Origin of the sequence: Kordiimonas aestuarii, assembly GCF_025574465.1 — a bacterium.
Taxonomy (GTDB): Bacteria; Pseudomonadota; Alphaproteobacteria; order Sphingomonadales; family Kordiimonadaceae; genus Kordiimonas; species Kordiimonas aestuarii.
Map to the genome: position 1 here is coordinate 328,177 of NZ_JAOBPP010000021.1, position 19,904 is coordinate 348,080.

Annotated in this window: 16 protein-coding genes; 6 read left to right on the forward strand and 10 right to left on the reverse strand. The window is 56.5% G+C overall.

All coding sequences use genetic code 11. The annotated features are described in order from the left end of the window. Positions 1–21: 21 nt before the first annotated feature. The 3 genes from OEU85_RS14195 to OEU85_RS14205 form a co-directional block, all read right to left on the reverse strand. A complete protein-coding gene (locus OEU85_RS14195; RefSeq protein WP_262692165.1) occupies positions 22–486 on the reverse strand; it encodes a hypothetical protein in 465 nt (154 codons plus the stop codon). A gap of 89 nt (positions 487–575) precedes the next feature. Continuing rightward, positions 576–1,193 (reverse strand): hypothetical protein, encoded by a 618-nt coding sequence (locus OEU85_RS14200; RefSeq protein WP_262692166.1) that lies wholly within the window; start codon positions 1,191–1,193, stop codon positions 576–578. A 107-nt stretch (positions 1,194–1,300) separates the two neighbouring features. Beyond that, positions 1,301–3,388, reverse strand: coding sequence for a S9 family peptidase (locus OEU85_RS14205; protein WP_262692167.1), 2,088 nt, complete (start codon positions 3,386–3,388; stop codon positions 1,301–1,303). 220 nt (positions 3,389–3,608) lie between these two features. Here OEU85_RS14205 and OEU85_RS14210 point away from each other — a divergent pair, with 220 nt between their 5' ends. Together OEU85_RS14210 and OEU85_RS14215 are read left to right on the forward strand one after the other, a co-directional pair. Further along, entirely contained in the window at positions 3,609–5,222 is a 1,614-nt protein-coding gene (locus tag OEU85_RS14210; protein ID WP_262692168.1) for an EAL domain-containing protein, read from the forward strand. A 53-nt stretch (positions 5,223–5,275) separates the two neighbouring features. After that, positions 5,276–5,488 carry a hypothetical protein gene (locus OEU85_RS14215; RefSeq protein ID WP_262692169.1) on the forward strand — a complete coding sequence of 71 codons (213 nt, stop codon included), beginning with the start codon at positions 5,276–5,278 and terminating at the stop codon, positions 5,486–5,488. A 10-nt stretch (positions 5,489–5,498) separates the two neighbouring features. Here OEU85_RS14215 and OEU85_RS14220 read toward each other — a convergent pair whose 3' ends face one another. The 3 genes from OEU85_RS14220 to OEU85_RS14230 form a co-directional block, all read right to left on the reverse strand. Then, complete coding sequence (locus OEU85_RS14220) at positions 5,499–6,389, reverse strand: hypothetical protein (protein WP_262692171.1); 891 nt, start codon at positions 6,387–6,389, stop codon at positions 5,499–5,501. 374 nt (positions 6,390–6,763) lie between these two features. Next, entirely contained in the window at positions 6,764–8,566 is a 1,803-nt protein-coding gene (gene lepA, locus OEU85_RS14225) for a translation elongation factor 4 (protein WP_262692172.1), read from the reverse strand. 99 nt (positions 8,567–8,665) lie between these two features. Continuing rightward, a complete protein-coding gene (locus tag OEU85_RS14230; protein WP_262692173.1) occupies positions 8,666–9,658 on the reverse strand; it encodes a 2-hydroxyacid dehydrogenase in 993 nt (330 codons plus the stop codon). 115 nt (positions 9,659–9,773) lie between these two features. Between OEU85_RS14230 and OEU85_RS14235 the strand changes: the two genes are divergently transcribed. From OEU85_RS14235 to OEU85_RS14250, 4 genes are all read left to right on the forward strand, one after another. Further along, the gene (locus OEU85_RS14235; RefSeq protein WP_262692174.1) at positions 9,774–10,262 is read left to right on the forward strand and encodes an SH3 domain-containing protein; all 489 of its coding nucleotides are present in this window, start codon (positions 9,774–9,776) and stop codon (positions 10,260–10,262) included. 330 nt (positions 10,263–10,592) lie between these two features. Then, on the forward strand, positions 10,593–12,974 hold the full coding sequence (locus OEU85_RS14240) for an alpha-amylase family glycosyl hydrolase (protein WP_262692175.1): 2,382 nt from the start codon (positions 10,593–10,595) through the stop codon (positions 12,972–12,974). 142 nt (positions 12,975–13,116) lie between these two features. Beyond that, complete coding sequence (locus tag OEU85_RS14245; protein ID WP_262692176.1) at positions 13,117–14,070, forward strand: bifunctional helix-turn-helix transcriptional regulator/GNAT family N-acetyltransferase; 954 nt, start codon at positions 13,117–13,119, stop codon at positions 14,068–14,070. After that, the gene (locus OEU85_RS14250; RefSeq protein ID WP_262692177.1) at positions 14,070–14,978 is read left to right on the forward strand and encodes a GNAT family N-acetyltransferase; all 909 of its coding nucleotides are present in this window, start codon (positions 14,070–14,072) and stop codon (positions 14,976–14,978) included. Before OEU85_RS14245 ends, OEU85_RS14250 begins: the two co-directional genes overlap by 1 nt. Positions 14,979–15,053: 75 nt before the next feature. Here the strand turns inward: OEU85_RS14250 and OEU85_RS14255 are convergent, their stop codons facing one another. The 4 genes from OEU85_RS14255 to rpsO form a co-directional block, all read right to left on the reverse strand. Next, on the reverse strand, positions 15,054–15,524 hold the full coding sequence (locus tag OEU85_RS14255) for a MarR family winged helix-turn-helix transcriptional regulator (protein WP_262692179.1): 471 nt from the start codon (positions 15,522–15,524) through the stop codon (positions 15,054–15,056). Positions 15,525–15,723: 199 nt separating this feature from the next. Further along, complete coding sequence (locus OEU85_RS14260) at positions 15,724–17,118, reverse strand: NAD(P)H-dependent flavin oxidoreductase (protein WP_262692180.1); 1,395 nt, start codon at positions 17,116–17,118, stop codon at positions 15,724–15,726. A gap of 122 nt (positions 17,119–17,240) precedes the next feature. Then, complete coding sequence (gene pnp / locus OEU85_RS14265; protein WP_262692181.1) at positions 17,241–19,409, reverse strand: polyribonucleotide nucleotidyltransferase; 2,169 nt, start codon at positions 19,407–19,409, stop codon at positions 17,241–17,243. Positions 19,410–19,626: 217 nt separating this feature from the next. Beyond that, positions 19,627–19,896: a 30S ribosomal protein S15 gene (gene rpsO / locus OEU85_RS14270; RefSeq protein ID WP_262692182.1), complete on the reverse strand. Its 270-nt coding sequence runs from the start codon at positions 19,894–19,896 to the stop codon at positions 19,627–19,629. Between the last annotated feature and the right edge of the window lie 8 nt (positions 19,897–19,904).

Below are 19,904 nucleotides of genomic sequence, written 5' to 3' on the forward strand. Positions count from 1 at the left end.
CCCGGAATTTCCTTGATTTTACTATTTTTGAATTTGATATAAAGTGTCATAAGTACGTTCGCCAAGCCGAATCCTAATAACACCACCCGCTCCTGTATCTACCGGGTATTCTCCTAAAGAAGCCTGAGCTATTGATCCTTCAGAATTATCGATATCCACTAGTTTCTTCGGACCCAAAAAAGTCGATAAAACTGGTCTAGTCTGCAAAAAAATACTACCGTCGGTGCTTTGGTATAACTCATATTGTCCTCTTCCAATCACCTGCTCATGCTCAACGATAAAAGAAGAGTTCTCAAACGAGATACGTATTTTCTTGTCTTTCTGGTACTCGTAAACTCCGGAAAAATCTTCTATTATCTCTGTTGAGCTAGTCCCACATCCCGCCAAAACAGCAATCCCAAACAATAGCAACAGTAAAAACTGGGCGCTAGATATCCTGTCTTTGGCCTCAAGGAGATCGCTTTTTTTACGTTGCCATATCAGCATATACTTAATCTCGCCTTCTATGTGCTTGCTAGCTGCCTATTTTTAAATTTAGTTTTAACAGCGTTACATTGATAAATGTGTTGAATACCCTAGCAGACCGATCCCGTACCAACATTGCCAATACGCGTACCCCCCGAACTACAGGTATCAAATTCTACAGTACTTTTTGCTGCGTCCGTACCATCCTTCTTCTGTTGCTCAGGTAGAATGTAGCTGAATGTCACCGAAACATATGAGTTACGTCCGGGACCCTCAACCTCACTATCAACCTCTTCCAACGCTTTTGCCAAGTCCTCCAGCCCAATCATGTCTGCAAAATTGCTCCCCGATAGTGAAGATAGTGACAGCTGATTGGTAATCGTGATTGTCGCTACACCGTCGGAAATCTGATAGAAAGCCATTGAAGACCCAGTCATTTGGTCAAACGAATTGAGAGTAGTAAGTCCCTCAACTAAATGCATATTAAGGTATTTTGCACCTGAACTCAGGCCTTGGGATTGCAATACGGACGCAAATGCGATCGCCTTTTTCCCTATCAACCCAGAGGCTGCCAATTGGGACATTTTTGAACCTGTACCATGATGGGCAACTCGCGCCTGTGTACCAAGGAAAAATTTTACCGCTGTTTGAAACGGTGTCCCACCTTGCGTCTTCACGTCAAATGGATTCCAAGATGGAGTATCGGCAAGCCCCTGTGGATCCTTCATATTCACGGGATCATTGTTAGTATAGGCGCGTTGGTTTTTGTGTGTCTCGTCCCCTCGTCATAGCGATACCCCCGGCCATATGACCGAGGGTTCTGTTTTTTTGGGCCTCAGTTGTCGCCCCTGTCGCTTTCAGCGCCTTCGCCGTCTTTGCCTGCCTCAGGCGCGTGGCCCTTGAACCAGGCGACAATGTTGCCGATTTTCTGGATGAGGTTGCTGGGTTTGGATGCAATGCCGTGGCCCGAAGCCGGGATGCGCACCATCACGCTGTCGACACCCTGCAGCTTGAGCGCCTGATAGTATTGCTCCGTCTCTGACATGGGCGTGCGGTAATCCACCTCACCGGTGAGCAGCATGGTGGGCGTTTTCACGTTGCCAACAAGCGATAGCGGCGAGCGCTTCCAGTAATGCTCCACCGCGTTCCACGGCATGTCCGGGAACCAGTATTTGGTGAAGAAGGGGCTGAAATCGGCCGTCAGCACGAAGCTGATCCAGTTGATCACCGGCTTGGCGACAACGGCCGCGCGGAAACGGTCTGTCTTGCCGATGATCCATGCCGTCAGCACCCCGCCGCCGGACCCGCCGGTGACATAGAGCTCGTCCGTGTTCACATTACCGCGCGCGATGACGGTGTCGACCGCGTCCATCAGGTCGTCATAGTCGTTTGACGGATAGTTGTGGTGGATGGTGTTGGCAAAATCATTCCCGTATGACGTGCTGCCGCGCGGGTTGCCGTATACCACCATGTAGCCTTTGGCGGCGTACATCTGGATTTCAGATGAGAAGTGCGGGCCATAAGCCGTGTGGGGGCCGCCGTGGATCTCAAGGATCAGCGGGTATTTCTTGCTTGCGTCGAAGTCCGCCGGTTTGACCAGCCAGAACTGCAGCGCGCGGTTATCCACGCTTGAATTCAGGCGCACCTCCTCCACACTGGCCATTTTTTTGTGGCCCAGCACGTCGCTGTTGAGGTCTGTGATGGCGGTCACCTTGCCGATGCGGTTCACCACCGCGAGGTCGGCGGGCCGGTCGGGCCGCGAGAGGGTGAAAACAAGGTTGCCGTCTTTCGAGACGCGGAAATCACCGGAGCTATAGGGCCGACCAAGCGTGGTGCCGCCCAGCTTGTCGGTGAGGATACGCCCGCTGCCCGACAGGCTGACATAGGCCACATGGGTTTTGCCGTCATTGTCGTAGCTATAGTAAAGGCCCTTGCCGTCCGGCGCCCACTGGAAATCGCTCACGCTGCGGTCCAGCTCAGGCGTCAGGTCTTTTTTGCCGGTGCCGTCCACGTCCATCACGCTCAGGACCGAAATCTGGTTCGACAGCTTCTGGTCCGCATAACCAAGATAGGCGATGCGCTTGCCGTCGGGCGAGATTTCCGGGTTGGCGTCCGGGCCGTCACGGTCGGTCAGTGCGGTATAGGCACCGGTTTCCACGTCCACGCGGTACACTTCGCTGTTCACCGGGTTTAGCTGCCAGTCCGCATTGCGGTTGGCCGACAGAATGAGGCCTGTGCCGTCTGCGGTCCAGCTGATGGGGCCACCGTGGTTGAACTCGCCTGCGGTGACCTGGCGCGGGGTGCCGCCGTCTGCCGGTACGGTAAACACATGGGTGAAGCCGCGCGGCAGGTACCCGGCGCCGTCCGCCCTGTAGGTGACGCGGTCCACCACTTTGGCGGGGCCTGCCCAGTTGGCGCCCTCAGGCTTTTTCGGCAGGCTGAAAAGCGGTTTGGCACTGGTGGGCACAAACATGGTGAAGGCGATGGTCTTGCCGTCCGGCGACCATGCCAATGAGCCGGGGCCGTACTGAAGGTCTGTCACGCGGGCGGTGTCGCCGCCCTCGGTCCAGCGCACATAAATCTGGGATTTTCCCTCCACCGCTGACACATAGGCCATGCGGTCACCACTGGGTGAGAAACGCGGCATGCGGTAGCTGGCCTTGCCCGACAACACCGGCCGGTGGCCGCTGCCGTCCAGCGCCACGCGCCAGATATTGGTGCGGGTGCTGTCGCTCATGATATCCATGGAGCGGCGCTCATACACCACGGCCTTGCCGTCCGGCGTGATGCGCGCACCCGTAGCATATTCCAGGTTGAAAATGTCTTCATAATCGAAGGTTTTGGTCGCCGCTTCGTCAGCAAGCGCCCCGTGCCCGGCGGTCGCCGCCAGCAGCGCGCCAAGGCAGAAAGCCTTTATCCTCATGATGTTCCCTCATTTTTAGCCCACCCCACTGTGGTGAGCGGAGGGTAGCACCCCGCGCCGCGCATGCAAAGCCACAGTTAAAATGTAATCCTGTGCTTGCAAAGTTGTACATTTTTTTTACCTTTGCGCTTTAATGATGGCATTCACGGGGGCCAGCCTTATACATTCATATAGGGCCTGTTCAAAATTTACCGGGCCTCGCCAAACATGCAGGAAACTTATGTCCGGATCGATTGACGACATCAAAAAAGAGCGCGAGCGGTTTGTCGCGTTTGCCTTCGCCGCGGCCGAGCTCTTTTTCGAGATCGACGCGAAGGGCAAGGTCGTCTTCGAGGGGGGCGCCGTGGACCGAATCGGCGCCAAGCCGGGCAGTAGCCTGATCGGCGATAATATCTATGACCATATTGACCCTGATGACCGGGACGTCTTCTCGGCCCTGTTGGTACATCTTGAGCACAAGGGCCGTATCGGGCCGATCCCGGTACGCTTTACCGCCGGCCAGGGGCGCGGCCTTGCACTGCGGCTCTTTGCGCTGAGGATGCCGGCGGAAGCCGACCGAATCTTCCTTGCACTGCGCGCGGCACCGCTTGGGACCAGTGGGTCAAGCGACGTTTCCATCAGCGCCGAGACCGGGCTTATGACGCGCGAGAGTTTCATGAAGCTCGCCGGTGAAACCATGCGCGACAACCCGGCGGGCAATAACCTTTACATGACCGCAGTCGAAGTTGACGGGATCGAGGAAGCAAAGAAAAAATTCGGCCCGCAGTATATGCGCACGTTGCTTAAACAGGTGGCCGCGCATCTCAAGACCTTGTCGGTGGATGGAGAGATCGCCGGGCAGATCGACGACCGGCATTTTGCCTTCCTGCACCGCGCCAAGGGCGACGGCAAACAGCTGGAAGCCACCCTGGCGAAAGTGGATGACAAAGTTAAGCTGAAAGCCGCCTATTCAACCCTGGCGTCGGATTTTGACGATGTGTCGGAAGACCAGATATTGCGCACGCTTTCATATGTGCTGAACCAGTTCTGCGCCGCCAAGGGCAAAGTGGATTTCGAATCGCTCTCTTCCGCATATGAGGACATGGCGGGCGATGCCCAGCGCCGCGTGGTGCAGATGCGCAACATGATCGAAACCGGCAGCTTTAACATCGCCTTCCAGCCCGTTGTCTCGCTCTCCAACGGAGATATCCACCATAATGAGGTGTTGAGCCGCTTTGATGAGCGCATGGGGGACAGCACGCCTCTGGAGGTCATCCGCTTTGCCGAGGAAGTGGGCATCATCGAGGAGTTTGACATCGCCATCAGCAAAAAGGCGATCGACTATGTGCGCAAGATGAAAAAGCTGGGCACGCCGCTCACGCTCGCCGTCAATCTCTCAGGCCGCACCATTGAAAGCGACCGCTACCTCGCCGCGTTGATGGACGTCTTCCAGGGCGCCAAGGATGTCTCCCGCTCTATTCTCCTTGAGCTGACGGAAACCGCCGCCATCACCAAGCTCGAAAAAGCCGAGGCGGTATTTAATGACCTCAAAGCACTCGACTATCGCATATGTCTTGATGATTTTGGCGCGGGCGCCGCGGGCTACCAGTATCTGCGTGCCTTCAATGTGGACTATGTCAAGATTGACGGCGAATATGTGCGCGATATGAACAGCCCGGGCTACCGGCCGACATTTTTGCTTTCCATCGTACGACTGTGTGCCGACCTTGGTGTTAAAACCATTGGTGAACATGTGGAAAACCGCTTCCAGGCTGACTTTCTGCGTTCACTCGGGGTTGACTTTGGCCAGGGCTTCCATTTTGGCAAACCGGACTTTTCCCCCAAAACCAATTAGGCCCGCAATCAATTAGGGTACCCGAAGAGCTACCCGCAAGGCAGGAAATCCGTGTGTCCCTTATCCATACATTGATCGGTATGGCACTGTGTGCCGCGCTCTGGTGGTTCGGCCGAATCAAGGAAAAGCGTCACGTGACCGGGGTGGTGCCGCTCGTGCCACCATTTTACATCCAGTTCATCGCACTGGTCGGCCTGTTTGTTTTTGCCGCCCATCTTGTGGTGCTGGTCACGGGCATTGACTGGAAGCCCCCCTTCCAGCGTTAGACCACAGGCCTTACTCTGGTGCCGCCACGTCCGAGGCACCTTCCATATCGGGCATACCAATTGGCTCCGGCGAGCTGACTTCAAACATACGCCAGCCAAACCTGATATAGGTTGTCGCCCAGAAGCGCGACTTGAAGAACCGGCGCTTGCCGTATTTTCCGCGCGCGATATAGGTTTCAGACGGATGTTTATATAGCTTCCTGCTCAGCTGTTCACTTTCCTTGAGAAGCTGGTCTTTCACCCTGGAGGAAGCCGAAACGGCATGCTTGGCCATCGGCTTGATGCCCCGGTGGCGCCGCTTTTTACCCTTACGGGTGCGCCACATACGCAGCCAGATCACTGCGATCGCGGTCACGACCGCCAGAAGTACCGAAAAAAGACCCAGGACATAAAGCAGGTTAAAGTCATCCCCCAGTTCGAGGCGTTCAACCGTTTCGTCAAAGGCTTCACCTGCTGTCACCCGGGAATCGGATTCAAGCCGGCCGTCAGCTGCAAAGCTGACGATCAAGCCGTCGCGCCTGTCCAGTGGCGAAACCATGCCATTGCCGCCATAAACCGCCACATACCCGTTGGACGCCACGGTTACACCATAAAGCGGATCACCACTGCATTTGGCTTTGACGTCAATCATGTTCGGACGCGCACTGAACACCTGATAATCGGTCAGGCGTGTACAGCGAAAACGGTAGGCGTTGATCAGTTGTGAGAGCTTGAGTGCAACAGTCGCGGGAGGTGAATTACGATTGATGCCGGAAAAAACATCAAGGGCCATTTGGCGCGGATCCTGCTCAAGCGCCAGGATGCCCTGCGCGACCACCGCCTGTGCGGGGAAAACCGCCAACAGCAAGGCAACTGACAGACCTTTAAGAGCGTTTACAATCCGCAGTGATTTCAAAGCCATATGCCACCCTCATGTTCCCCCAACCCTATTGAAATTCATCTTGCACAGAGTTGCAAGCCTGCTGACACGGATCGGGGAAATTTGGGGGCACATAAAAAAGCGGAACCGCATTTCGGGGGAGGACATGCGGTTCCGCGCGACACAGTCAGATCAAGGGAGCTATTAGGCTGTATCAGCATCTTTCTTATAGAATGAAGCCTGTTAACAACGGGTAAACGGCGCGAGAAAAAGTGCAATTTTCGATGAGTTATCGAAAATTTTTCCGGAAGGGCCGATCCGGTTATATATCAGCCAGGCGCTAAGGCTTTGAAATGGTAATAAAAAAACCGGCCTCGATCAGCCGGTTTTTCTATTTGTTTCTGGCTTGGGCCAAGTCAGTTTTCACGCATTTTAAGGGCAGCAATAAACGCTGTGTGCGGAATCTCGACCTTGCCGTACATACGCATCTTGGCTTTACCCTTTTTCTGCTTCTCCAGAAGCTTTTTCTTCCGGGTAATGTCGCCACCATAACATTTGGCCGTCACATCCTTGCGCATGGCGGAAATGGTCTCCCGCGCCACGACCCGGCCACCAATCGCTGCCTGGATCGGGATTTTGAACAGCTGGCGCGGGATGAGGTCCTTCAGCCGCTCACACAGCGCCCGACCCCGGCCTTCAGCCTGGCTACGGTGCACCAGCATGGCGAGCGCGTCCACGGGCTCGGCGTTCACGAGAATAGACATTTTCACAAGGTCCGATTCCTGATAGCCCGCCATGTCATAGTCAAAGCTTGCGTAACCGCGGCTGACCGACTTGAGCCGGTCATAAAAATCATAAACCACCTCATTGAGCGGCAGCTTGTATTTCACCATAGCGCGCGCACCCGCGTACGTCAGGTCTTCCTGAATACCGCGTTTGTCTTCACACAGTTTCAACACAGCGCCCAGATGCTCATCCGGCACCAGAATGGTCGCGTTGATCCATGGTTCCTCAATATACTCGATCTTCACCACGTCGAGCATGTCGGCGGGGTTATGCAGTTCCTCCAGCGTACCATCGGTTTTGTGGATCTTATAGATCACGCTCGGGCTGGTGGTGATGAGATCAAGGTCAAACTCGCGCAGCAGGCGTTCCTGAATAATCTCAAGGTGCAGCATGCCAAGGAAACCACAGCGGAAACCAAAACCAAGCGCGGCCGAGCTTTCGGTCTCGAACTCGAAGCTGGCGTCGTTGAGCCTGAGCTTGCCGAGCGCATCACGCAGACGCTCAAATTCGGCACTATCCGCCGGGAACAGGCCGCAGAAGACGACAGAGCGGCTGGGTTTAAAGCCCGCCAATGCCTTGGTACACGGCTTTTTCGCGTCGGTAATGGTGTCACCCACGTTGGTGTCCGCCACTTCCTTGATGCTGGCTGTGATAAAACCAACCTCGCCGGGGCCGAGCTCCGGCACGATCACACCCTTGGGTGTAAAGACGCCGACACGTTCCACAAGATGCTCGCTGCCTGCGGCCATCATCTTGATGGTCTGGCCCTTTTTTATCTTGCCGTCAATGACACGCACCAGCACCATGACGCCGAGGTAGCTGTCATACCAGCTGTCCACCAGCATCGCCTTCAGCGGCGCATCGGGGTCGCCCTCGGGGGCCGGCAGGCGCGTTACAATCGCCTCAAGCACTTCACTGATACCGATGCCGGACTTGGCGGAACATTCCACCGCTTCCGAGGCATCAAGGCCAATCACATCCTCGATCTGCTGGCGCACCCGCTCCGGCTCCGCCGCGGGCAGGTCGATCTTGTTCAAGACCGGCACAATCTCATGGTCGTTTTCAATCGCCTGATACACATTCGCAAGCGTCTGGGCCTCAACGCCCTGGCTGGCGTCCACGATCAGTAGCGAGCCTTCACACGCGCTGAGACAACGGCTGACTTCATAGGCAAAGTCAACGTGACCGGGTGTATCCATCAGGTTGAGCGTATAGTGCTGGCCGTCCCTGGCTTTATACTCGAGCCGAACAGTTTGTGCCTTGATGGTGATGCCGCGTTCGCGCTCGATATCCATCGAATCAAGCACCTGGGCTTTCATCTCGCGGTCTGTCAGCGCACCGGTTGACTGGATCAGGCGGTCGGCCAGGGTGGATTTACCATGGTCGATATGCGCGATGATGGAGAAGTTACGTATGTTTTTAAGCTCGGTCATGGCCGTACTGTTTACATCCAAATTATGGTTCTTGTGGGTACAGTTCGGGCCGCATCACACGCGGCCCTTCTGCTTTATCTCGTTTGTCCGGCGTTTACCTCAGTAAGGCAGCACACGGTCCGGGGGCCGGTGGCCATCAACAAAGGCGCGAACGTTGATCAACACCTTCTCGCCCATGGCCATGCGCGCCTCAACCGTTGCGGACCCCATGTGCGGCAGCAGCACGACGTTATCAAGCTCCAGAAGCTTCGGATTGATCTCCGGCTCCTGCTCAAAAACATCAAGGCCCGCCCCCGCGATACGGCCCACCTCAATGAGGTCTGCCAACGCTTCCTCGTCGATAATCTCGCCGCGCGCGGTGTTGATGATCACCGCATGCGGCTGCAATTTCTTCAACCTAGTCCGGTTCAGCAGGTGATGGGTGTCTTCCGTCAGCGGGCAGTTGACCGACACAAAATCCATCCGGCTGAGCATCTCATCAAGGTCGTCCCAATAGGTGGCCTCAAGCTCGCGCTCGGTCTCCGCCGGCAGGCGCTTGCGCTTGTGGTAATGCACCGACATGTTAAACGCCTTGGCGCGCCGGGCAATGGCAGTGCCAATACGGCCCATGCCGATAATACCAAGGCGCTTGCCCTGGATGCGGCGCCCCATCAGGAAGGTGGGCGTCCAGCCGGTCCATTCGCCTGAACGCAGGATTTTCTCACCCTCAAACAGGCGGCGCGGCACGGAAAGAATCAGCGCCATCGCAAGGTCGGCCGTGTCTTCTGTCAACACACCGGGTGTATTGGTTACCGCGATCCCTTTTTCCTGCGCGGCCGCCACGTCGATATGGTTCACACCAGCGCCAAAATTGGCGATCAGCTTCAGCTTTTTGCCCGCCGCCGCAATGACCTCCGCATCGATATCATCGGTCACCGTCGGCACAAGCACGTCAGCGTCCGCCACAGCTTTCTGCAGCGCCGCTTTATCAAGCGGCTTGTCGCTGAGGTTCAGCGTGACGTCAAAAAGCTCGGCCATGCGCGTTTCGATATTGTCGGGCAGTTTGCGCGTGACAATTACCTTTGGGCGATGCCGGTTTCCTGTTTGACTCATAGAGCAAAATAACCTTTTCTGACGGGCGAGGGAGGACCCCCGCCAAAAACTTACGCGTTTCTGTACCAGAAGGTGCAGGCTCTTTCAAACGCCAAGAGAGTTGGGACCATACGCGATGCAGCGCTTTTTTGCGATTCTTCTGTTTCTGGGCATGTGCGCCACACCTTTGGGGGCGCGTGACGTTGGGCCCAGCGGCAACCCGCTACCACGGTTTATCTCGTTGGCGGCGGATAAAGCCTATATGCGCACAGGCCCCGGCCTGCAGTATCCTGTCGCGTGGGTCTATAAAAGGGATAACCTGCCCCTTGAAGTGGTTGACGAGCATGGCGCCTGGCGCAAGGTGCGCGACCATGACGGCGTTACCGGCTGGATGCATGTACGCCTGCTCTCAAGCAAACGTACCGCGCTGATCATCGGCGGTGCCCGCCGGCTTTATCATGAACCGGACAGGCAAACCGCCGTACGGCTGACCGCGGATGCCGGTGTCATCGGCGATGTGCTGGAATGCGATTCGTCCTGGTGCCTGATGGAAATCGATGGCACCCGCGCCTGGATCGAACGGCGTTTCCTCTGGGGCCTGTATGCCGACGAAATGATCGACTGACGGAAGACTTTTATCCAGACGGGTTTGCAGCGAAAACCGGGACATGACAAAACCGGAGGATACATCGTGAAACTCACGCTGCATTATCTCCCCCTTGACTGACTTCCCGGCTGTGGACGCGTATTTTGACCGGCTGGTCGCCCGCCCCACGGTCACTCGCGTGCTGGCGGGGGCCAAACCCTGGTTCCACCTCTTTCCCTATAGGGACAGGATTCCGCTGCAATTTCACTGAGCCAAATTTAATCATATCCTATTTTTTGCAATATTTTTGCACCCCATGACCTGTTACAAATCTTGAGTGTTTTGTCATTCTAGGAGGGGCAGGTGGTCATGAAACGACAATTTTTCGCATTAGTTTGCAGCGCGGTGATAATGCTGACGACCACCATAAACATGCCGGTCACTGCGGCGCAGGCAGAGCAAGCGAGCGCACCCTACCTGCGCGCTGAAATCCGCACAGACAAGGCCGTTTGGGTACACCTGACCGGGGCGGGCCTGCCACTGACAGTCAACGCCTGGGTACTTGAAGATGCCGCTGGCGCCATGGTACCCCTCGCCAGCGTGCTGCCCAACGGCAAGGACACCGCACTCCTGACACCAGCGGCCGCCATCGACCCACGCCGGGTCTATTATGCCAGGGTGCCCGCGCTCAACCTCAAGGCGCGGGTGCGGTTTGACGGCTGGTTCCGCACGCTCTATTCCGCCAAGCCCCTTGGCGCCACCATCAGCCCCGACGGCAACACCACCAGTTTCCGCGTGTTCTCCCCGCGCGCGACGGCGGTGAAGCTTTACCTTTATGACAATGCCACCGACGGGCCAGCCGCGGCGCGGGAGGTTATCCCCATGCGCCGCGACAAAGACGGCGTGTTTGAGGCCATACTCAAGAGCAACCTCAAGGGCACATGGTATGATTTCACCGCCCATGGCCCCAATGACCCGGGCAACGAATTCTATGAGCAGAAACCCGCACACCTGAGCGACCCTTATGCGCTGGTACAAAACGAGAGCTACGGCAAAAGCCGGGTGTGGGACGACATCCATCCGGCCCGACCGCTGAAAGGCAGCCGCCCCGCCATGAAAGACGTGGTGGCCTATGAGGTGCACGTGCAGGACTTCACCGACCTGTTGCCTGTCGGGGATGATTTGAAGGGTACTATCCCTGCCATGGCGGTGACGGGCCTGACCAACAGCCGGGGGGAGCCGATCGGGTTTGACTATCTTGTGAACCTCGGCGTGAATGTGGTGCACCTGATGCCAATGCAGGAATATCACCACTACCCGGACAGCGAGTGGCAGGCAGCGTTCAGCCAAGATGCAGAGATGGCCGACCTCGCCATCGCGGACGAGAATTACCAGTGGGGCTACAGCACCACGCACGCCTTCGCCATTGAGAATCGCTACCGGCAGAGGGGCACGGAACCGGGGGAGGAGCGCCAGCAGCTTGCCGACCTGATTGACGCTTTCCACGCCCGTGGCATCGCAGTGATTGTCGACATTGTGCCCAACCATACCGGTGAGGACATGCGCGGGAGCAAAAAACCGCTGAACTTCAACGGCTTCGACAAGATGTATTATTACCGTACGGATGATGATGGCCAACACATCGGGCCCTATGGCAATGAAGTGAAAACCGAGGATCGCCCGATGGTACAGCGCTGGATTATCGACCAGGCAAAACACCTGATCGACGCCTTTGGTTTTGACGGTTTCCGCATCGACCTTGCAGGCCAACTGGACGAACAGACTCTGAAGAAACTGCGGGCCGAGGTGGGTGAGAACATCATCATCTATGGCGAACCGTGGATTGATGTGACCGACCCTTATATCCGCGCCAACCCGGACTGGGACTGGTACAAGGAAGATGCGCCCATCACCTTCTTCCAGGACACGGCGCGTAACGCCTTCAAGGGCTCACCCTTTGTTCTGGAAGACAAACGCACCGACCGGGGGTATGCTGGCGGCAACGCATCCCTGCGCGCTGACGCCATGAAAGCGCTGACCAATGATTACGCGGAGGAGCGCGAAAGCCCGAGCCAGGGCCTCAATTACCTTGATATTCATGACAACTGGGCGCTGGCGGACCGCTTTGCCACCTCAGGCTGGGATGGTCGCAAGGGGGTTGACGCCGGCAACTACCGCATCGCGGCCACGCTTCTTTTCACGAGCCAAGGGCCCATTGTCCTTCACGGCGGGTCGGAGATCATGCGCAGCAAGGGCCTGTCGAAAATCGAGGATGTGGTCAAGCAATCAAGCTCAGGCGAGGTGCGCCTCAAGGGGCGGGACGACACCTATAACCAGCGTGCGCCCAACTGGTTCCAGTGGGAACAGGTGGGACAGACGGAAGGCCCGAACAACTACAAGGCCATGCATGCTTTCTGGAAAGGGCTAATCGATTTCCGCCTGTCGGAGGCGGGCGAGGTTTTCCGCCAAAGCACCCATGTGTCCAACCAGTACCAGTGGATATTGCCGGCAGACGAATCGCTGCTTGGTTACATCATCGGCGGCGAGGTGCTGGTACTGTTGAACGTAGGCGAGGCATCCGGCACATTCGAGGATATCACGCTTCCCGAAGGCGACTGGATGCTGGTCGCCAGCGATGACGCGGTGGACCATATAAACGGTGTAGCAGGCTCCATGGCAAAGCTCACCGGCGACACAGCACAAACGTTTGAGGTCCCCGCCGCGGGTGTGCGCATCTGGCGCCGGAAGTAAGAATTTGCCATAACCGGAACATAGGGTTGGTGCCTGCACGCTAACCTTTTTTTCTGCGCAGCATTCTATGCCTTGACGAACTTATATAAGTACTTACATAATTTATCCAAGCGAGGACAGGAACGGTTGCTGGGAGGCATATATGAGCATTCCTGATGAATTATTTTTTGAGCTGGGCATCGGCACCCGCATGCGCCGGCTCTCTGAGCAGATGAGCGCGGACGCCGACCGCGTCTACAAGGAAGCCGGTACCGACTTCCGTGTGAGTTATTTCTATGTCATCTATGCGCTTTTTGAGCGTGGCAGCATGCCAATATCCGAGATCGCCCGGCTTGCCGGTTTCTCCCATTCCGCCGTCAGCCAGACGGTCAAGCGGCTGGGGAAATTCGGCTGGGTTGAAACCCTGTCGACCGAGGACGGGCGGCAAAAGCTTGTCACCTTGACGGACGACGGCAAAAAGCTGGTTGATGATGTGAAGCCCTTCTGGTTTGCGCTCGAACGCGCGGTGAAGGCCGCGATGGCGGAAGCGGATGTCGACCTTCTGGCAGCGCTGGACGGGCTTGAAAGCGCGCTGAAGTCCAAAAGCATGTATGACCGCCTGCGCGAAGAACAGGTGCTGCGCGACAGGCCTGCGTTTGAAATTGTGCCCTATGATACCGCCTACCGGCAGGCGTTTTATGACCTCAATATCGCCTGGGTACGGCAATATTTCAAAGTGGAGCCCATTGATGAAAAGGTGCTGTCGGACCCTGAGGGCACCATCCTCGATAAGGGCGGCGAAATTTATTTCGCCGTGGCTAACGGCCGCGCCGTGGGGGCGGTTGCCCTGAAGGCCGAAGGCGACGGGCGTTTTGAACTGACAAAACTGGGCGTCGATCCCAATGTACGCAAAGGCGGCATGGGCCGCGCACTGTGCGAAAAGGTGATCGAACGGTTCAGGGCCCGAGGGGGCAAGACACTGTACCTTGAGACCAACACCGTGCTGACACCGGCGATCGCGCTCTATGACAAAATCGGCTTTGTCGAGATGGCCCCACCCGTGCCAAGCCCTTATGAGCGCGCAAACTATTATATGGAATGGCGGGAGCAGGCCTGATGCGTATCGAGACCTATAAGCCGGATTATGCCCAGGCATTCCGCGACCTCAACCTTGCGTGGCTGGAAAAATATTTCACCGTTGAGCCCATACACCTGCATGTGCTCGACAATCCCGAAGGCTCGATCATCGCCTCCGGCGGCGAGGTGTTTTTTGCCCTTGAGGGCGACCGCATCATCGGCACCGTCGCGGTGCGGGCACTGGGTGGTGGCCGTTATGAACTGACCAAACTGGGCGTGGACCCATCGGCACAGGGCAGCGGTGCCGGACGGGCCCTGTGTGTCGCGGTTACCGACTGGTTTCTTGAGGTGGGTGGCACACTGCTGTTCCTTGAAACCCATAGCAAGCTCAAACCCGCCATGCGCCTTTATGAAAAGCTCGGCTTTGAGCTGGCAGAAAACCCGGACGGGGACGGCTATGCAGGCACCGACTGTTACATGGAATGGCGCGCGCCCGAGGTGGTGATCCACAAGGCGCAACGGCCTGAGGATATCAAAGCCTGCAAGGACGTGTTTCGCGCCTTCTCTGAATGGTTACCCATTGACCTTGGTTTCCAGGATTTTGAGGCCGAGATGGCGCGTTTCCCCGAAGGTTATGTACACCTGCTGATTGCCAAACGCGCGGGCAAGCCCGTGGGTGCCGTGGCGCTGAAGGCACATGATACCGAGGTGTGCGAGATGAAGCGGCTTTATATGCTGCCGGAAGCACAGGGCACAGGGGCGGGCCGCGCCATCTGTGAGCGCCTGATGGCGGACGCCCGCGCCCTTGGCTACAAGACCATGCTGCTGGATAGTCTGCGACGGCTTGAAGCCGCTGTCGCGCTATACGGTAAACTCGGCTTCGAGGAAATTGCGCCCTATAACTTCAACCCCGAAGACGATGTTGTCTATATGAGCCGGACACTTTAGCCCGGCTTTCCAGCCGCACAACATGGTTAATAAAGCGTTAGGGTTTCTAACCAACCTGCACTATCTGACGCACCCCTAGCTGTGCGGCCCTGTGCGGCGGGTTTCCTTGGCACGCTTGGCGGCACGACCGGCGGACAGCGCGAGGATATCGGCCTGGTGGTCGCCAATGGCCGCCAGCAGTTGCGCGGCGGAGCGTTCATAAAGCTTGAGGCCAACCTTCACCGCCGCCTGCCCTTCTTCCGTCAGCTTGATATGCTGGGTGCGGGCGTCAAGACGGCTGTGTTTACGCTCCACAAGGCCTTCTCTTTCCAGCTTGGTCAGCATGGTGCTGGCGGACGCGCGACGCACCGCCATGGCATCGGCCAGATCGCTGAGGCGCGGGCCAAAACGCTCGGTCGCGGTTTCAGCGCGCTGTACATTGGCCTCCAGCAGCCCAATGGTGCGCAGATACGCAAATTCGTTGAAGGTGCGGCCTTCGCACGCGGCATTCGCCCATTCAAGGGTCAGGAAACGATGAACCTGTTCTAACCAGTCTGCCTTACTCATACCCCTCTGCCCCCAGAGTTATCGGGTTTGCTACGAACTTTTTGTCTGGCCACCTGCTTGAAACAACAAAGACCACACTGTTAGTTCGCCTAACAAACAACGATGACGGGCTGATGTCAATACTGGCTTTGGATTGGCTTTTCCAACAAAAAAGGCGGGACACCAATCCCGCCTTTCCCAAATTCTGTTGTCGTGCGCTTTAGTCGCCGCTAACGATACGGTCCACCAGTTGTTTCACACTCGGGATAAAACCGTTTGAGTAGAATGGGTCAGAGCCAAAACGGAAGGCATTGTGACCGGCGAAGACGAGGTTGTCATCCACGCTGCCGCCATGCGCCACGTCATCAAGCGTCTTCTGGATACAGAAGCTGCGCGGGTCTGCAAGCCGACCTGTAGAGTTTTTCTCATTGGTCGCCCAGGATGAGAAACGGCACTGGCTCAGGCAGCCAACACAGTCCGCCTGATCCTTGCGGATTTCAGCGCATTTGTCTGGCGTGACGAAGATGAGCGAGCCATCCGGTGTTTTCATCGCGCGCTCATAGCCTGCTGCGATCCAGTCACGGGCTTTGCCTTCATCCGTGCGGCGCACAACATAGGTTTTACGCTCCACCACCAGCTCGGTGTCAAACTCGTCGTCTTTCTCAGCGCGGAAATCGATCTGACGGTCGTTCCTGTGCACCAGCTCGCCAATGAAACTGTTCTTCAGGGCGCTGGAGAAAAAGCCGGTCGGGCTGAAGTTCTGCAACAGGATGTCGCCGGGTTTCAGGCTCAGCAGACGTTTTTTCCACTTGTCTGAAATCTGGCTTTCCTTGGTCAGCAAGGGGCGCGTGCCGAACTGGAACATGATCGGCCCCAGCTCCTTGTTGTCGATCCAGTCTTTCCATTCCTTGAGGTTCCAAACACCGCCGGCCATAATGATCGGCACATGGTCCAGACCAAGCTTGCGCATGATCTGCCTGAGCTCAAGCACACGGGGGTATGGGTCGCCCGGCTTATTGGGGTCTTCAGCATTTGAAAGGCCATTATGGCCGCCTGCAAGCCACGGGTCTTCATAGACCACGCCACCCAGAAGCTCGGACACGTTTTTATAGGCCCGCTTCCACAAAAGGTTAAACGCACGGCCCGACGAGACAATCGGGTAATAATGCGCGCCGTATTTGCTGGCGAGTTCACCAAGCTTGAACGGCATACCGGCACCACAGGTCACCCCGTGGATCATGCCCTTGGTTTTTTCCAAAACTTCGTGAAGGATGCGCTGTGCGCTGCCGACTTCCCAAAGCATGTTGATATTGATATGGCCTTCGCCTCGGGAGAGTTCCCAAGCCTTGCGCACCTGGTCAATGGTGCCCTTGATCGAATACTGGATCATTTCCTCGTGGCGATCCTTACGGGTCCGGCCAAGATATTCGTGGGGTTCTACATTGCCGTGCGCGTCATACTGGTCAGCGATCACAGCCGAGATGGTGCCGATGCCACCAGCTGCGGCCCACGGGCCCGAGCTTGCACCGGTGGAGATGGCGACACCCTTGCCGCCTTCGATCAGTGGCAACACGTCCTTGCCGCCCAGTCGGATCGAATTCAAACTAAAACTCATCTAACTCTCCCAAATCCAGGGTTCCGTAACGTCCCCCAGTGCCTTCCCCAAGAAGGCGAAACCGGCGTGATCGTATCACACGCCGGTTTCATTTCAATTAAATCACATCTTTGCGCTCGCGACTAGTCGCGATTGCCGCCGCGCTTGGGCGACGGAGATGCTTTTGGCGGACGTGCATCCGGGTTCTCTTCCCCGGTTTCCTGGTCCACAACACGCATGGAAAGGCGCACTTTACCGCGACCATCGATCTCAAGGCACTTGACGTAAACTTCGTCACCTTCCTTCACGACATCGGTCACTTTTTCCACGCGGTCTTCGACCAGCTCGGAAATGTGCACGAGGCCATCACGGCTACCCATGAAGTTTACAAAGGCACCGAAGTCCATGATTCGCACGACCTTACCTTTGTAGATCGTACCAACTTCCGGCTCGGCCACGATGCCCATGATCCAGTTTTTCGCGGCTTCAATTTCGGAGCCAACGCTGGAGGCAATCTTGATCGTGCCGTCATCCTCGATATTGACCTTCGCACCGGTGGATTCAACGATCTCGCGGATCACTTTACCGCCAGTACCGATCACTTCGCGGATTTTGTCGGTCGGGATCTTCATGGTTTCAATGCGTGGTGCATGCTCGGAAAGCTCTGTACGAGCACCGGTCAGCGCCTTGTTCATCTCATCAAGGATGTAAGCGCGGCCACCATTTGCCTGGTTGAGCGCACGCTCCATAATGTCACGGGTGATGCCTGTGATCTTGATGTCCATCTGCAACGCAGTGATACCTTTTTCGGTACCGGCTACCTTGAAGTCCATGTCACCAAGGTGATCCTCGTCACCAAGGATGTCGGAAAGGACAGCAAAGTCGTCACCTTCCTTGATAAGACCCATGGCGATACCGGAAACCGGACGGCTGATCGGCACGCCGGCATCCATCATGGCAAGCGAAGCACCACACACCGTTGCCATGGACGAGGAACCGTTTGATTCGGTGATCTCGGACACGAGGCGGATGGTGTAAGGGAACTCTTCGCCCTGCGGCAGAACAGCATTGACGGCGCGGTAAGCCAGTTTACCGTGGCCAACTTCGCGGCGACCGGTGAAACCGACCCGGCCACACTCACCAACCGAGAACGGCGGGAAGTTATAGTGCAGCATGAAGTTTGAACGCCAACTGCCCTCAAGCGCGTCGATGATCTGCTCATCTTCGCCGGTACCGAGGGTCGCAACCACAAGCGCCTGCGTTTCACCACGGGTGAACAGCGCGGAACCGTGGGAGCGTGGCAAAACGCCAACTTCCGACATGATCGAACGAACCTGATCGAGGTCACGGCCATCAATACGTTTGCCGGTCTCAAGGATATTGCCACGCACGATCGAGCTTTCGAGCTTTTTCGTCAGGTCACCAACCATTTGTGCGGTCAGATCGCTGTTTTCCTCGAGGATCGGTGCAACAGCTTCGGCGATTTTCACCTTGGCTTCACCAATTTTGGCAACACGGTCCTGCTTGGTGGTGATGGTGTAAGCTGCGCGAAGGTCGTCTTCGCCCGCTTCCGCTATCGCCGCCTTCAGGTCGTCCTTGTTCGGGCCTTCTGGCAGTTCCCAAGGCTCTTTCGCCGCAGCTTCAGCAAGCTCGATGATCGCATCGATAACTTTTTGCGCCGCTTCGTGACCAAAGGTCACCGCGCCCAGCATTACGTCTTCCGAAAGCTCTTTTGCCTGTGATTCGACCATCAGTACAGCATCGGACGTTCCCGCAACAACCAGTTCAAGGTCGCTTTCCTTCACTTCTTCAAGTGTCGGATTGAGGATGTATTCGCCGTCCTTGTAGCCAACCTTGGCACCCGCAATCGGGCCCATGAACGGAAGGCCGGAAAGCGTAAGCGCAGCCGACGCACCGATCATGGCAACAACATCGCTGTCGTTCTCAAGGTCGTGGCTCAGCACAGTACAGATAACCTGTACTTCGTTTTTGAACCCGTCGGGGAACAGCGGGCGGATCGGACGGTCGATCAGGCGGCTGACGAGTGTTTCTTTTTCACTCGGGCGGCCTTCGCGCTTGAAGAAGCCGCCAGGGATCTTACCGGCAGCGTAGAATTTCTCGATATAGTTCACAGTGAGGGGAAAGAAGTCCTGACCCGGCTTCTGTGATTTGGCGCCGACAACGGTGCAGAGCACTTCGGTGTCACCATATTTGGCCATAACGGCGCCGTCTGCTTGTCTTGCGACATGACCGGTTTCAAGAGAGAGGGTACGGCCGCCCCATTCGATTTCTTTGCGATGGATATTGAACATTTTCTAACCTTTCAGCGACTGACCGGGTATCGCACTTCTACCTGCCGATCAGCCTCGGCGTCTTCCCTATGAAGAACGCCCCGCTTTTCATATATATCCCGGGCCTCCCGGATTAGAGACCAAGGTGCTTTCTTAAATGCCAAAGGGGCACCTGATGCCCCAATGAAAACAGGAAGGCCGGTTCCTGTGAACCGGCCCCCTTGAACTTTAGCTTGACTTACTTACGCAGGCCCAGACGACCGATGAGCGTTGTGTAACGCCCTTCGTCTTTGCCTTTGAGGTAATCAAGCAGCTTGCGACGCTGGTTGACCATCTTGATCAGGCCACGGCGGGAATGGTTATCCTTTTTGTGGTCCTTGAAGTGTTCGGTCAGGGTCACAATACGCGACGTCAGGATAGCAACCTGCACCTCTGGGGAGCCGGTATCGCCTTCTTGCGTGGCGTATTCTTTGATCAGTTCTTGTTTCCGTTCAGCAGTGATCGACATCGATCTTC